At 67.9% G+C, this 13,909-nt stretch carries 17 protein-coding genes and 1 pseudogene; 7 read left to right on the forward strand and 11 right to left on the reverse strand.

Features of this window, described 5'->3' with window-relative positions:
* Positions 1 to 15: 15 nt before the first annotated feature.
* Both RTU05_RS04270 and RTU05_RS04275 read right to left on the reverse strand, forming a co-directional pair.
* Complete coding sequence (locus tag RTU05_RS04270) at positions 16 to 642, reverse strand: uracil-DNA glycosylase family protein (RefSeq protein ID WP_312596023.1); 627 nt, start codon at positions 640 to 642, stop codon at positions 16 to 18.
* Positions 632 to 937: a DUF3253 domain-containing protein gene (locus RTU05_RS04275; RefSeq protein WP_312596025.1), complete on the reverse strand. Its 306-nt coding sequence runs from the start codon at positions 935 to 937 to the stop codon at positions 632 to 634. The genes RTU05_RS04270 and RTU05_RS04275 overlap by 11 nt, the downstream gene beginning before the upstream one ends.
* Positions 938 to 984: 47 nt before the next feature.
* On the opposite strand from RTU05_RS04275, the gene RTU05_RS04280 reads away from it, so the two are divergent.
* The gene (locus RTU05_RS04280) at positions 985 to 1,419 is read left to right on the forward strand and encodes a PaaI family thioesterase (protein ID WP_087119729.1); all 435 of its coding nucleotides are present in this window, start codon (positions 985 to 987) and stop codon (positions 1,417 to 1,419) included.
* On the opposite strand, the gene RTU05_RS04285 is transcribed toward RTU05_RS04280, so the two are convergent.
* The 4 genes from RTU05_RS04285 to RTU05_RS04300 all read right to left on the reverse strand — a co-directional run bounded on the left by RTU05_RS04285 (position 1,403) and on the right by RTU05_RS04300 (position 4,995).
* On the reverse strand, positions 1,403 to 2,041 hold the full coding sequence (locus tag RTU05_RS04285; protein ID WP_312596027.1) for a YoaK family protein: 639 nt from the start codon (positions 2,039 to 2,041) through the stop codon (positions 1,403 to 1,405). The two genes, RTU05_RS04280 and RTU05_RS04285, sit on opposite strands and share 17 nt — an antisense overlap.
* Positions 2,042 to 2,048: 7 nt before the next feature.
* A complete protein-coding gene (locus RTU05_RS04290) occupies positions 2,049 to 2,669 on the reverse strand; it encodes a glutathione S-transferase (protein ID WP_312596029.1) in 621 nt (206 codons plus the stop codon).
* Between the two features lie 38 nt (positions 2,670 to 2,707).
* A complete protein-coding gene (locus RTU05_RS04295; protein ID WP_312596031.1) occupies positions 2,708 to 3,982 on the reverse strand; it encodes a nucleoside transporter C-terminal domain-containing protein in 1,275 nt (424 codons plus the stop codon).
* A gap of 134 nt (positions 3,983 to 4,116) precedes the next feature.
* Entirely contained in the window at positions 4,117 to 4,995 is an 879-nt protein-coding gene (locus RTU05_RS04300; protein WP_312596033.1) for a branched-chain amino acid aminotransferase, read from the reverse strand.
* Positions 4,996 to 5,077: 82 nt separating this feature from the next.
* Between RTU05_RS04300 and RTU05_RS04305 the strand changes: the two genes are divergently transcribed.
* From RTU05_RS04305 to RTU05_RS04315, 3 genes are all read left to right on the forward strand, one after another.
* Positions 5,078 to 5,815, forward strand: coding sequence for a response regulator transcription factor (locus RTU05_RS04305; RefSeq protein ID WP_312596035.1), 738 nt, complete (start codon positions 5,078 to 5,080; stop codon positions 5,813 to 5,815).
* Positions 5,816 to 5,831: 16 nt separating this feature from the next.
* A complete protein-coding gene (locus tag RTU05_RS04310; RefSeq protein WP_312596037.1) occupies positions 5,832 to 7,199 on the forward strand; it encodes an ATP-binding protein in 1,368 nt (455 codons plus the stop codon).
* A gap of 85 nt (positions 7,200 to 7,284) precedes the next feature.
* Positions 7,285 to 7,767, forward strand: coding sequence for a hypothetical protein (locus RTU05_RS04315; RefSeq protein ID WP_312596039.1), 483 nt, complete (start codon positions 7,285 to 7,287; stop codon positions 7,765 to 7,767).
* Positions 7,768 to 7,776: 9 nt separating this feature from the next.
* Here the strand turns inward: RTU05_RS04315 and RTU05_RS04320 are convergent, their stop codons facing one another.
* The 3 genes from RTU05_RS04320 to RTU05_RS04330 all read right to left on the reverse strand — a co-directional run bounded on the left by RTU05_RS04320 (position 7,777) and on the right by RTU05_RS04330 (position 9,441).
* On the reverse strand, positions 7,777 to 8,574 hold the full coding sequence (locus tag RTU05_RS04320; RefSeq protein WP_312596041.1) for a pyrroline-5-carboxylate reductase dimerization domain-containing protein: 798 nt from the start codon (positions 8,572 to 8,574) through the stop codon (positions 7,777 to 7,779).
* The gene (locus tag RTU05_RS04325; RefSeq protein ID WP_087119719.1) at positions 8,574 to 9,077 is read right to left on the reverse strand and encodes a YbjN domain-containing protein; all 504 of its coding nucleotides are present in this window, start codon (positions 9,075 to 9,077) and stop codon (positions 8,574 to 8,576) included. Before RTU05_RS04325 ends, RTU05_RS04320 begins: the two co-directional genes overlap by 1 nt.
* A gap of 76 nt (positions 9,078 to 9,153) precedes the next feature.
* Positions 9,154 to 9,441 (reverse strand): accessory factor UbiK family protein, encoded by a 288-nt coding sequence (locus RTU05_RS04330; RefSeq protein WP_312596043.1) that lies wholly within the window; start codon positions 9,439 to 9,441, stop codon positions 9,154 to 9,156.
* A gap of 174 nt (positions 9,442 to 9,615) precedes the next feature.
* Between RTU05_RS04330 and lgt the strand changes: the two genes are divergently transcribed.
* From lgt to pgeF, 3 genes are read left to right on the forward strand one after another with little or no spacing between them, the layout of a single operon-like run.
* Positions 9,616 to 10,491 (forward strand): prolipoprotein diacylglyceryl transferase, encoded by an 876-nt coding sequence (gene lgt / locus RTU05_RS04335; RefSeq protein WP_312596045.1) that lies wholly within the window; start codon positions 9,616 to 9,618, stop codon positions 10,489 to 10,491.
* The gene (locus RTU05_RS04340; RefSeq protein ID WP_312596047.1) at positions 10,488 to 11,573 is read left to right on the forward strand and encodes an SAM-dependent methyltransferase; all 1,086 of its coding nucleotides are present in this window, start codon (positions 10,488 to 10,490) and stop codon (positions 11,571 to 11,573) included. The genes lgt and RTU05_RS04340 overlap by 4 nt, the downstream gene beginning before the upstream one ends.
* A 13-nt stretch (positions 11,574 to 11,586) precedes the next feature.
* Positions 11,587 to 12,357, forward strand: a complete 771-nt coding sequence (pgeF, locus tag RTU05_RS04345; RefSeq protein WP_312596050.1) for a peptidoglycan editing factor PgeF — start codon at positions 11,587 to 11,589, stop codon at positions 12,355 to 12,357.
* Here the strand turns inward: pgeF and lpxC are convergent.
* Positions 12,354 to 13,253: a UDP-3-O-acyl-N-acetylglucosamine deacetylase gene (lpxC, locus tag RTU05_RS04350; RefSeq protein ID WP_312596052.1), complete on the reverse strand. Its 900-nt coding sequence runs from the start codon at positions 13,251 to 13,253 to the stop codon at positions 12,354 to 12,356. The two genes, pgeF and lpxC, sit on opposite strands and share 4 nt — an antisense overlap.
* 211 nt (positions 13,254 to 13,464) lie before the next feature.
* Positions 13,465 to 13,909: pseudogene (locus RTU05_RS04355) on the reverse strand (cell division protein FtsZ); the annotation flags it as partial.

Genomic DNA, 13,909 nt, shown 5'->3' on the forward strand with positions numbered 1-13,909 from the left:
GCCATACCCTTCGCTTCATGAAAGCCCCGGCTCCCCGGTGTTCGCTGGATCAGCGAAAGTCAGAATGCCGCGCACCCGTTCCCGCAGATAGGGCACGACCTCATCCTCGAACCACGGATTCTTCCTCAGCCAGGCCGTATTGCGCCACGACGGATGCGGCAGAACCAAGAGGTCCGGCGCATAGTCGCGCCACGCCCGCACCGTCTCGGTCATGTTGCGCCCGGCCCGCTCGCCCAGCGCCCAGGCCTGGGCATAGCCTCCGACCAGCAGGGTCAGCTCCATGCGCGGCAAGGCGTCCATCAGCTGCGCCCGCCACAGGTCCGCGCACCGCCTCGGCGGCGGATAGTCGCCGCCTTTCGGCGCGGTTCCGGGATAGCAGAAGGCCTGGGCCGCCACGCCGATGCGGCGGTCGGCGTAGAAGGTCTCGTAATCCACGCCCATCCAGTCGCGCAGCCGGTCGCCGGACGGATCTGTGAACGGCAGGCCGCTTTCATGCACCCGCCGCCCCGGCGCCTGGCCGCAGATCAGCAGCCGCGTCTCGGGAAACACCCGCACCACCGGACGCGGCGTGTGCGGCAGCACGCCGGCGCAGGCGCGACAGGCGCGGATGTCGGCCAGGACCTCGTCGAGATCAGTCGTCATCGTCCTGGTCGACGACCGGCGGACGGCGGCTCAGCGCCAGGGCGGCCTCTTCCGGCGTGGCCTGACGCAGGCGCGTGACCCCCTTGAAGTCGTCGGGATCGACGGCCTTGCCCTTCTTGGTGATGGTCAGCTTGCCCTCACGCATCAGGCCAAGCGCCGCGGCGCGCACCTTGGGCAGCATCCGCTGCCACTGTTCGGGCTGTAGCGTCTTGGCCACTTCGGCGGGCTCGATGCTCTTGCCCGGCTCGAGGGAGGCGATTTTATTCAGGATTGCGGTTTCGATCGGATCGCTCATTGCGCCTATATGCTGCACCGCACGCCCAGAAGTAAGGCCGAGTCTGCATGCCGAAGAAAATCACCATCACCGAAGGCGAGTTCGCCGGGTGGCAGACCTATGATCTGCACGACACCTTCGACACCGTGGTCGGCCCCTTCTATGGCCGACCCGACCCCGACGGACACATGCGCTGCGCCTTCCGCGCCGAGCAGAAGCACATGAACGCCGGCGGGCGGATGCACGGCGGCTGTCTGATGACCTTCGCCGACATCGCCATGTTCCAGATCGCCTATCAGGAGATGGAAGGCGCCTCGGGCGTGACGGTGCAGCTGGATTCGACCTTCATCGACGGCGGCTATGTCGGCGAACTGATCGAGGCGACGGGCCAGGTGACCAAGGCGGGCAAGAGCCTGATCTTCGTGCGGGGCCAGATCAACACGGGCGAGCGGCTGCTGATGACCTTCTCCGGCGTGATCCGAAAATTCACGCCGCGCGGCTGAACCGGGTCGCGACGGCCAGGGCGAAGGCGAAGGCCGCCGCCGGCCACAGCGCCGCCAGCCCCAGCCGCCCGAACGTCAGGGCGCCGACGACCGCCCCGCCGGTCAGCCCGGCCCACAGGACCAGATAGGGCGCGAACGCCCACCGCTGGCCGCCCGTCACGGCGGCGGCCAGGCTCTGGCCCAGCTTGACCAGGGTTCCGGTCATATAGGTCAGGCTGACGGCCGCCTCGCCGTTTCGCAGAAAGACCGAGTTCTCGGCGGCCATGGCCATGACCATCAGCCCTATGGCGACAGGTTTGTATCCCAGGCCGGCCGCCAGAGCCGCCAGTGTCAGCAGCGCGCCCTCGAACGCCAGAACGCGGCTGCGTGATCGCTCCTCCTGCCCGCGCGCGATCAGGGCGCCGCAGAACGATCCCATGACGAACAGGATCAGAACGCCCGCCAGCCCACCCGCCGCCGCCCAACGCCCCTCGGCCAGGCTGGCCGCCAGACGGGTGGAGTTGCCGCTCATGAAGGAGACGAACACCCCGCCCAGTTGCAGGAAGCCCAGACTGTCGACGTAGCCGGCCAGCACCGCCAGCGACATGGCCAACGCCTGATGCGACGGGGCCAGGGCGCGCATGGTCGCCTCAGACCCCGGCCTTGGCCGCCGGGCGCGCGCGGCAGGTCTCCAGCCAGCGCGCCAGATGCTCGAACTCGGCCGGGGGGCTGTATTTGACCAGTCGCGCGAAATCCAGACCCACCACGCCCACGATGTCGGCGATGGTGAACCGGTCCAGCGCCAGGAAGGTGCGCGTCGCCAGATGGGCGTCCAGCGTCTTCATGAACCGCTCGGCGGACAGACGGTTGTATTCGGCGATCTGAGGCGTTTGCGTCGCCTCGAGGGCCGCCAGGGCCGGGTGGGTGTGGCGCACGTTCAGCATGATCGGCGTGGCCAGATAGAATTCGCACCGCCGCGTCCACATCTCGACCTCGGCCTGGTCCAACGGATCTCGCCCGAACAGGTTCGGCTCGGGGTGCAGCGCCTCCAGATAGCGGCAGATGGCGATGGATTCCGACAGGATCGTCCCGTCGTCCAGCTCCAGCGCCGGCAGGTGGGGCACGCCGACGCGATCGCGGAAGGCGGGCTTCTTGTGCTCGCCCGCCATGATGTCGATCTCGACCATCTCGACGTCGGCGACGCCCTTCTCGGCCATCACCCAACGGACCCGGCGCGGGTTGGGCGCGCGATTGGAGGTGTACAACTTCATGGCGCGACCCTCTTGGTCGAAGACGATGGAGCGAAAGGCTAGCTTCCGAACACCGCGGCGGGCAAGGCGCCCACGATGGCGGCGGTCATCAAGGTGGCCAGGAAGCCGGCGAACAGCCCCTTCCAGATCATGCCCAGAACCTCTTCGCGCCGCTCGGGCATCAGAACCGACAGGCCGGTCACCGTGATGCCGACCGAACCGATGTTGGCGAAACCGCACAGGGCGTAAGTCATCAGCATCCGCGTCCGCTCCGTCATCTCGCCCGCCGGCACCTTGCCCAGGTCGATGAAGGCGACGAACTCGGTCAGGGTCAGTTTGACGCCCAGCAGCCAGCCGGCGACGTCGGCGTCCTTCCATTCCACCCCGATCAGCCAGGCGACAGGGGCGAAGATCCAGCCCAGCATCCGCTCGACCGTCAGCGGCGCATCGAACACCACGAAGCCGCCCAGCATGACATTGACCAGGGCGACCAGGGCCACGAACACGATCAGCACCGCCGAGATGTTCAGCACCACCATCAGGCCGTCCGACGTGCCCTTCACGATGGCGTCGATGGCGCTGTCGTACTTCAGCGCGGAATCGTAGTCGGCGACCGCGCCGCCCATGCCCTCTTTCTCGGGAATGATGATCCGCGCCAGCAGCACACCGGCCGGAGCCGAGACGATGGAGGCGACCAGAACATGGCCCGCCGCATTGGTCAGGACCGGCGACAGGATGGTCGCATAGGCCACCATGGTCGAACCGGCGACGGTGGCCAGGCCCACCACCATCATCAGGAAGATTTCCGACCGGGTCAGCTTGTCCAGATAGGCGCGGATGACGATCGGGCTTTCGATCATGCCCAGGAAGATGTTGGCCGCGACGGCCAGGGCGGAGGCGCCGCCTAATCCCATCGTCTTCTGGAACAGGAAGCCGAAGCCCAGAGTGATCCACTTCAGGATCTTCCAGTGCCACAACAGCGCCGACAGGGCCGAGATCACCAGGATCAGCGGCAGGACCTGGAAGGCGAAGGTGAACAGGGCGCCCTGGTTCTGCACCGCATAGGGTTGGTCGCCCCCCGCCAAATAGCCGAACACGAACTTGGTGCCTTCGGTCGTCGCGACCGCCAGGCCGTCCACCGCCCCGGTCACCGCCGCCAGCACGCCCTGCGAACCGGGAATGGCGAACAGCGCCAGCACCAGCCCGGCCTGCACCGCGATGGCCCCGAGCGTCAGCCGCCAGGGAAAGGCGCGCCGGTTCTCCGAGATCGCCCAGCAGACCGCGACGATGACGACCAGACCCAGCAGGCTCTGGAGGTTCAGAAGGCTGAACATGAAAGACGATCCCCGTATCCGGCGCACCCGCCGGTCTTTCTCCGCTTCAAGGACAAAGTGACGCGGCTGGCAAGCGAAACGAAAAAGGGCGGCCCCTTAAGGGACCGCCCGCATCATGCCATCGCGCGTCCGTTTTACAGCTGGCCGCGCACCAGCTTGCCGTAGTGGTCCATCAGGTCCAGCGACAGGGCGCCGGGGGTGAAGCGATAGTCGCCCACCTCGGCGACCGGCGTGACCTCGACGGCCGTGCCGGTCAGGAAGCATTCCGAGAAGTCGGACAGTTCTTCCGGCAGGATGTCGCGCACCACCACCTCGATGCCCTTGGAGCGGGCGATCTCGATGACGGTCTGGCGGGTGATGCCGTCCAGGATGTGATCGACCTTGGGCGTGTGGATGACGCCGTCCTTGACGAAGAACACGTTGGCGCCGGTCGCCTCGGCGACATAGCCGCGCCAGTCCAGCATCAGGGCGTCGGCGAACCCACGCCGCTCTGCCGAGTTTTTGGACATGGTGCAGATCATGTACAGACCCGCCGCCTTGGCCGTCGTCGGGGCCGTCGCCGGGTCGGGGCGACGCCATTTGGACCATTCCAGCTTCAGCCCGCGCGCCTTGACCTCGGGGTCGAAATAGCTGGGCCAGTCCCATACGGCGATGGCCAGATGGACCTTGTTGTTCAGGGCCGAGACGCTGGTCTGCTCCGGCCCCAGATAGGCGACCGGACGCACGTAGCAGTCGGTCAGACCGTTCTTGGCGCAGGTTTCGTTACACAGGGCGTCGATTTCGGCGACGCTGTAGGGTATCTCGAAATCGAGCAGGTTGGCGGACCGCTTCAGGCGCTCCGAATGCTGGGTGAGCTTGAAGATTTCGCCGCCATACATACGCTCACCCTCGAATACCGACGAGCCATAGTGCAGAGCGTGGGTCAGAACGTGCGTTTTCGCTTCCCTCCAGGGAACGAAATCGCCATTCACCCAAATCCAGCCGTCACGATCGTCGAAAGGAACGAAGGCCATTGAAATACGTCTCCCGCGAAACTGACGGTCTTAGAGCCTCACGAATCGTTCAGGTCAACGCCCAGGGCGGGGGAAACGTCGCATGAGCCTGACGGAATCGCGCCCTTATGGCCGTTCAGGCCCCATCGCCGGTCCCGGCGTCGGCCGCCATCTGCTGATCGTCGACGACGACGACCGCATCCGCGAACTTCTGAAGGAGTTCCTGGCGCGCGAGGGCTATCGCGTCACCGGCGCCGCCCACGCCGCCGCCGCCAAGCGGATGATGGAGTTGATCGAGTTCGACCTGGTCGTGCTGGACGTCATGATGCCGGGCGAAAGCGGCCTGGACCTGACGTCATGGGTCCGCAACAAGGCCGAACTGTCCAAGACGCCGGTCCTGCTGCTGACCGCCAAGGGCGACGCGGAAGACCGGATCGAGGGTCTGTCGCGCGGGGCCGACGACTATATGTCCAAGCCGTTCGAGCCGCGCGAACTTGTGCTTCGCATCGACGCCATCCTGCGTCGCACGGGCGGCAAGCCCATCGGCCCCAAGGAGATCAAACTGGGCGCCGCCGTCTTCGACATGGAGCGGCTGGAACTGACGCGCGACGGCGCGCCGCAGCGCCTGACCGAGGCCGAGGCGCAACTGCTCAAGACCCTGGCCCTTCACGCCCACGCCCCGGTCGAGCGGATGAGCCTGTCGCCCGACACCGCCGACATCACCGGCCGGGCCGTGGACGTGCAGGTCACGCGCCTGCGCCGCAAGTTGGAGGTCGACCCCAAGAACCCGCGCTATCTGCAGACCGTGCGCGGCGTCGGCTATATGCTGGCCCCCGACTGAAGCGCGACGCCACGCCATGCGGCTTCTGCCTGCCTATCTGTGGCCGCGTTTCCTGAAGCGGCGCCTGCCGACCTCGCTGTGGGGCCGGTCGCTGCTGATCATCGTCCTGCCGGTGCTGGTCATGCAGATGGCGGTGACGTGGATCTTCTTCGACGCCCACTGGCAGACCGTGACCGCGCGCCTGTCCGAGGGTCTGGCCGGCGATATCGCCTGGGCGGTCCAGAGCTATGAGGACGACCCCACCCAGGCCAATCTGGACAAGTTGGCTGACCGGGCCGAACGCTCCATGTCCCTGTCCATCGTGCTGCAGGAAGGCCGCACCCTGCCGACCGAGACGCGGCGCGGCGCCATCGGCGTGGTGGACCGGGTGCTGGACCGGGCGCTGGATGCGCGGCTGGACCGCCCCTACTGGTTCGACACCACCCGTTACCCCGCCTATGTCGATATTCAGGTGCAGGAGCCGCAGGGCGTGCTTCGCATCATCGCGCCGCGTGAGCGGGCGGTGGCGACCCAGGCCCATATCTTCGTGCTGTGGCTGACCATCGCGACGGTTCTGCTGATGGGGGTGGCCATCCTGTTCATCCGTAATCAGGTCCGGGCCATCGAGCGGCTGGCCGATGCGGCCGAGGCCTTCGGGCGCGGCGAGACCGTGCCCCGCTTCAAGCCGCACGGCGCGCGAGAGGTCCGCGCCGCCGCCGTCGCCTTCATGGCCATGCGCGACCGCATCCAGCGCCACATCGATCAGCGCACAGCCCTGCTCGCCTCCGTCAGCCACGACCTGAGAACGCCCCTGACCCGTCTGCGTCTCGAACTGGCGCTGGCCCCCCCGTTCAAGCGTCAGGCCGCCATGCGCGGCGACCTGGACGAGATGGAGCATATGATCGACGAATATCTCGACTTCGCGCGCGGCGAGGCGGGCGAGCCGCCCAAAGCCGTCTCCATCTCCGATCTGCTGAAGGCCGCGGCCGAGGACGCGCGACGGGCCGGCGCCGTGGTCGAGGTGTCCGTGCCCGAAGGCATGACCGCCTCGCTGCGCCCCCTGGCGTTCAAGCGGGCGGTGGTGAACCTGGCCGGCAACGCCGCCTCGCATGGCGAACACGTGCGGCTGTCGGGGCGCGCCTTGACCTCGGGCGGGCTGGAGGTTGTGGTCGAGGACGACGGCCCCGGCATCCCCGAAGCCATGTACGACGAGGCGTTCCGCCCCTTCTCGCGACTGGACGAGTCGCGCAATCAAAACCGCAAGGGCGTCGGCCTGGGCCTGGCCATCGCCCGCGACGTGGCGCGCGCCCACGGCGGCGACGTCACCCTGGACCGCAGCGACCTGGGGGGCTTGAAGGCGACCGTGCGTGTGCCCGGCGCGGTGTCCATCGTCGAAAACCTGTAGGTCGCGCCGAATCCTGTGCGCCGCCCCTAGCGAAACCGGGGGTTCGGGGTCATCTTAGGTGCGACAGGGCCAGGAGATCATAGTGATGCGTAAACTCGCCTTCTTCGCGCCGCTGGCGGCCACCCTCGCAGCCGCCGCCATCGCCCAGGCGCAAGCCCCCGCCCCGACCGTCAACGTCACGGTCGGCCCCGAACTCCGGCGTGAGGTCGAAAAGCTGGGCGACCGCGACGTCAGCCAGCAGATCGCCGGTCTGCAAACCGAGGTCGGCAAGGCCCTGGCTCAGCGCTATCCCGGCGCGACGGCCAATCTGGTGCTGGTCGATCTGAAGCCTAACCGCCCGACCATCGAACAGGTTCGCCGCACCCCGGGCCTCGACCCGATCCGCAGCGTCTCCATCGGCGGGGCTACGATCAAGGGCGAAATCGTCCTGGCGGACGGTCAGACCCGGCCGGTCGACTATTCCTACTTCACGCCCGATCTGCGCGATGTCTGGGGCTACAGCGTCTGGCGCGACGCCGACCGCGCCTTCGAGCGGTTCGGCGACCAGATCGAGCGCGGCCGCTTCTAGAGCCCTGATCTAGGCGCCCATCTCGCGGTTGCGGCGGACCGCCGCCGCAACCGTGTCGTCCAGCATCGTCTGCAGCCGACCGTCCCGATCCAGGGCGTCCAGGCCCGCACGGGTCGAACCGCCGGGCGAGGCGATACGGACGATCAAGGCGTCCAGCACATCGTCGCCCATCGAGTCCGCCGCCGAGCGCAGGGTGGCCCGCGCCAGGACGTCGGCGGTCGTTGCGTCCAGCCCGGCCGCCTCCCCCGCCCGCGCCAGGGCCTCGGTGAAGGCGTAGAAATAGGCCGCGCCCGATCCGGCCACCGCCGTCGCCGCGTCCATCAGGGCCTCGTCGGCCAGGACGACGGTCTCGGCCATCGGTTCGAACAAGCCCCCCCCGATGTCCTGGGCGCGCGGGTCGGCCGACCAGACCGAGGCCACGCCGCGCCCGCGCGATACGCCCGTCGTCGGCATGACCCGCACGATGGGCCAACCGCCGATTCCTTCCGCCAGACTGGGCGCCGTGACGCCCGCCATCACCGAAAGGATCACCGCCTGATCGTTCAGGAAGGGCGCCAGCGGAGCGACCACCGCGCGCCAGATCGCCGGCTTCACCGCCAGAACGATCACCGCCGCCTCGGTCAGGGCTTCCAGCGGCGGATTGATCCGCGCCCCCCTGGCCCGCGCGGCCTCGGCGGCTGGCTTCTCCGACGGGCTGAGAATGATCAGGTCCTCGGCCGCGACCGTTTCGGTCGACAGCCAGCCTTCCAGAATGGCCGATCCCAACCGGCCGCACCCGACCAGAACGACAGGCCCCGGAACGGTCATCAGGCGGTGCCGACGGTCTCGAACAGGCAGGCGTCGATGGCCTCCTGCGGCTTCTTGTTCCCGCGAACCATGAAGTCGAACGCCGGATAATAGCGGTCCGACGCCTCGATGGCCGCGTCGATCATGGACGCCGCCTGGGCCAGGGTCGGGCGTTCGCCCATCGGCAGGGCCAGGGAATGACGGAAGACGATCTCGCCGTCCTCGGCCCAGACTTCGAAATGGCCCATCCAGGTGCGCTGGTTGATCAGGCCGACCAGTTCATAGGCCGCCGTCTTGCGGCTCTTGGCCACCTTCAGGTCCAGGGCGCAGCACAGCTGAAGGCAGTCGCCCTCGGGCCGCCAGGCGAACCACAGCTCATAGTCCTTCCAGTCGCCGGCCAGGGCGAAGGCCAGGTCGCCGTCGTCGGTGCGGTCGAACGGCAGGTTCTCGGCCGTCAGGACATGCTCGACGACCTCAAGCGGGTCGAACGGCACGTCCATTTCCTCTGGCCGGGCGATATCCATCAAAAGTCTCGATTCGAGCTGCATCCGCGAGAATCGCGGGCGTTAACAGAACGGTAAGCCTGTTCGCAGATTCGGCTCAACCGGCTGCGTCCCCGGGTTGAGTTCCATCTGTGGACGTTCCCCCCACAGGCTTCGTCGCCGGCGTCTTCGCGGCTTTCAGCGCCGCGATCTCGGCGCGCAGGGCGGCGATCTCGTCCTTCAGCACATCGAACTCGTCGCGCCGGACCAGGTCCATCTCGGCGGCGATCCGGTCGGCCTGGGCGCGCCAAGCGGTCTTGGCCTCTTCGCCCGCCGCCTGGGCTAGGCCCATGGCGCCGGTCGTCAGCTTGGCGAACTCGTCCAGGATGGGATTGCGGGTCTGCATGGCGGCCTCCGACCTCGACGTCGTTAACGAAGGTTCACCGACTATGGTGAACGAAACCTTTCTTTCTGCTGCTTCGGGTCCGCCATCAAGGCGTCGTGATGCGTCTTCACAGGCGACGGACGCAGCGCCGCTTGCTAAACCGCCTTCAGAGACCGCCCTCCACAGGAACGCCCCTTGCCCTTTCCCGAATTCGATCCCGTCCTGATCCACCTCGGGCCGCTGCCGATCCGCTGGTACGCCCTGGCCTATGTGGCCGGCATCGTGCTGGGTTGGTGGTATGCGGCGCGCCTGGCCAAGACGCAGCGGCTGTGGGCGCCCGGCAAGGCGCCGATCACCTCCAACCAGCTGGACGACCTGGTGCTGTGGATCGTGCTGGGCATCATCCTGGGCGGACGATTGGGCTACGCCCTGTTCTACAAGCCGGTCATGTACGGCCAGCTGTTCACCGGCCAGACGCTGGGCGAACGGTTCGAGCTGTTCCAGCTGTGGACCGGCGGCATGAGCTTCCACGGCGGCTTCCTGGGCGTCTGCCTGGCCATCGTCCTCTACGCCCGCAGCCAGAAGATCGACATGCTGCGCCTGGGTGATCTGGTCGCGCCCGTCGTGCCGATCGGCCTGATGTTCGGCCGTCTGGCCAACTTCATAAACGGCGAGCTGTGGGGCCGCGAGACGACCGTCCCCTGGGCCATCCGTTTCTGCAATGCGCGCATCGAACAGATGTACGGCTTCTGCCCCGCCGGAACCGCGCCGCGTCATCCCAGCCAGCTATACGAGGCGGGGCTGGAGGGCGTGGTCCTGTTCTCCATCCTGTCCATCGGCATCTGGAAATTCGATCTGCTGAAGAAGCCCGGCTACATCACCGGCCTGTTCCTGGTGGGCTATGGCGTCTGCCGTGCGGCGCTGGAGAATGTGCGCGAGCCGGATATCGGCATGCCGAACTTCCCGCTGGGTCTGACCATGGGGATGATGCTGTCGATCCCGATGATCCTGGTCGGCGGCTGGCTGATCTGGCGCGCCTGGAAGCGTCCACCGGCCGCCGCCGAGGCATGAGCCAGGCCGAAACCCTGAAGGTCCGCCTGGCGCGCGAGATCGCCCTGACGGGGCCGATGACGGTCGCCGACTACGTCACCCGCTGCCTGCATGATCCCAAGGGCGGCTACTACGCTTCGCGCCCGGCCCTGGGGGAAGGCGGCGACTTCATCACCGCGCCTCTGGTCAGTCAGATGTTCGGCGAACTGATCGGATTGTGGGCGGTCGAGACCTGGAACCGGCTGGGTGCGCCCGAGCGGTTCCGCCTGGTGGAGGTCGGTCCCGGCGACGGCACGCTGATGAGCGACGCGCTGCGAGCCGCCCGTCTGGCCCCCGGCTTTCTGGAAGCCTGCGACCTGATCCTGATCGAACCCAGCGCCCCTCTGCGCGACCTGCAAGCCAAAGCCTTGGCCGGCGCCGACCTGTCGCCGCGCTGGGTGAAGGATCTGACGCGGATCGACACCGACGCCCCCGTCATCCTGATCGCCAACGAGGTGCTGGACTGCCTGCCCGCCCGCCAGTTCGTACGCACCGAGGACGGCTGGGCAGAGCGTTGCATCGGCGTGGACGACCGGGGCGAGCTGATTTTCGGCCTGACCGCCATCACCGGCGGCTTCAGCAAGCCCGCCTTCGACGTGCCGCCCGGCGGCGTGGTCGAGATTTCGGATCAGCAGGCGATTTTCGGCCGCGACCTGGGCCTGCTGGTGAAAGCCGCATCCGGCGCCGCCCTGCTGATCGACTATGGCCGCGCCCGGCCCGAGGCGGGCGATACGCTCCAGGCCCTCTATCGTCATCAAAAGGTCGATCCCCTGGCCGATCCCGGCGCGGCGGACCTGACGCAATGGGCCGACTTTCCCGCCGTGCTGGAGGCCGCCGTCCACACCGGAGCCGACGTGACCGGCTGCCTGCCTCAGGGCGAGTTCCTGCGCCGCCTGGGCGTCCACGCTCGCGCAGAAGCCTTGAAGACCGCCCGTCCCGCCGCCGCGCCGGTGATCGAGCGCCAGCTTCATCGCCTGACCGCCGACGACCAGATGGGCGTCCTGTTCAAGGCCGCCGCCATCTTTGCGCCCCACACCCTGACCGTGCCCGGCTGGGACGTCTGATAGAAGGGCGGACATGACCGACCTGGCCCCCATCACCCATCCGCTGCTGACCGCCGCCGGCGTGGCCCACGGCTTCTTCACCCGCGCGGGCGGCGTCTCGACCGGCATCTACAAAGGGCTGAACGCCGGCGTGGGCTCCAAGGACGATTCCGCCGCCGTGGCGGAAAACCGCCGCCGCGTCGCCGCCCATTTCGGCGCAGAGCCCGACCATCTGAACGGCTGCTATCAGATCCATTCCGCCGTCGTCCGCGTGGCGGAAGGGCCCTGGAACGGCGACCGGCCAGAGGGCGACGCCGTCGTCTCGGCCGAGCCGGGCCTGCTCTGTTCGGTCCTGACCGCCGACTGCGCGCCGATCCTTATGGCCGATCCCGAGACCCGCATCGTCGCCGCCGTCCACGCCGGTTGGAAGGGCGCCCTGGGCGGGGTGGTTCATTCCGCCGTCGCGGCCATGCAGGCCCTGGGCGCCGAACCGCGCCGCATCCTGGCCGTGGTCGGCCCATGCATCGGCCAGGCCAGCTATGAAGTCGGCTCCGATTTCGAGGACCGGTTCATCCACCACGATCCCGGCAGCGACCGCTTCTTCCAGCCCGGCGAGACAGACGACAAGCGCCAGTTCGACCTGCCCGGCTTCGTCCTCTGGCGGCTGCAGCAGGCCGGCGTCGGCCAGGCGGTCTGGACCGGCCACGACACCTTTGCGGACGCCGAACGGTTCTTCTCCAACCGTCGCGCCTTCCAGCAGCGTCAGCCGGATTTCGGCCGGTTGATTTCGGTGATCGGGGCCTAGCCGGCCCGCGCCAGTTCCGGCACGCGCGTCACTTCGCGCCAGGCGTGGGGCGCGGCCAGAAGCGCGCGAACCAGCTTGTTGTTCAGGGCGTGCCCGGCCTTGTAGCCCTCGTAACGGCCCAGCAGCGGCGCGCCCAGCACATACAGATCGCCGATGGCGTCCAGCGCCTTGTGTCGCACGAACTCGCGCTCCATCCGCAGGCCGCCGGGGTTCAGGATGTCGTCGCCGTCGATCACCACGGCGTTCTCCAGCGAACCGCCACGCGCCAGGCCGGCCTTGCGCAACGCCTCGACCTCGTGAGCGAAACCGAAGGTGCGGCACGCCATGATCTCGCGCCTGAAGGTCGCCTCGTCCACGACGAAGTCGATGACCTGATTGCCGATGACCTTGGACAGGAAATCGATCTCGAACCGCATCTCGAAACGGTCGCAGGGCATCAGGGCGGCGTGCTTGTCGCCCTCGACCACATGGACCGTTTCCAGGATTTCGATATAGCGCTGCGGCTGCGGCTGCGGGCGAAAGCCCGCGCGATCCAGCAGATTGACGAACTCCAGCGCCGAACCGTCCAGGATCGGCAGTTCAGGCCCGTCCACCTCGACCACGGCGTTGGACACGCCCAGGGCCGAGAAGGCCGCCATCAGATGCTCGATGGTCGACAGGCGCACGTCGTCGCCATTGGCGATCATGGTGTTCAGGCGCGCATCCACCACGGCCTCGCCCGAGACCGGAATGCGGTTGTCGCGGTCGGTGATGTCCGTGCGCACGAAGACGATTCCCGTGCCCGAAGGCGCGGGGCGAACCGCCAGCCGCACCCGGCGGCCGGTGTGCACCCCCACGCCGGCGATGATGGCCGGCGCGACGATGGTGCGTTCGTGATGGTCGTTCCTGACCGACAAACCGAAAACTCGCTTCTTTCAATGCGTCCCGCACATCGTGCGGACTACGCCCCGCCTTCCGTGTAGCGGCCGCGCCGCAACGACAAAACCAAAGTCCGGTTTCGGATTGTTTCGCTCTGAAACACCGATAGCCCTGTCTGAAACGTCGAACGCCCCGAGGCTTGCGGCCCCGGGGCGTCCTGATCGATCCTGGGCTCAGGATCGCGGTGTCTTAGTTCGCCAACCGGCGGAGAAAGGATGGGATTTCCAGGTCGTCATCGGCCTGTCCCGCCTCCGGTTCCGGCTGATGCGCGGCCTGGGCCGAACCGCGCGTCTGATGACCGTGCTGGGGCGCATAGCCCATGTCGGTCTGGGGCTGGGTGCGCTTGCCCCGGCCGAACAGGCTCCAACCGCTGCGGCGGTGGTCGCGGTCGTCATAGCCGTCGTCGGCCTGCGGCTGCTGCTGCGGTTGAGACGCGGCGCGCTCGCCATACAGGTCGCCCTGCGGCGCGCGGGTCGCGGCGGGGGCGCGGGTTTCGTATTCCTCGACCCACGGATCGACGATGGGGTCCAGGGTGCGCGGTTGCGGCTCGGCGACGCGGATCACCGGCTCGGGGCGCGGCTCCGGCTCACGGGCGGGCGGGGCCTGAAAGGTCGGCACGACCGGCGCCGGCTCG

Source organism: Brevundimonas sp. (genome assembly GCF_032017145.1).
Classification (GTDB): Bacteria; Pseudomonadota; Alphaproteobacteria; order Caulobacterales; family Caulobacteraceae; genus Brevundimonas.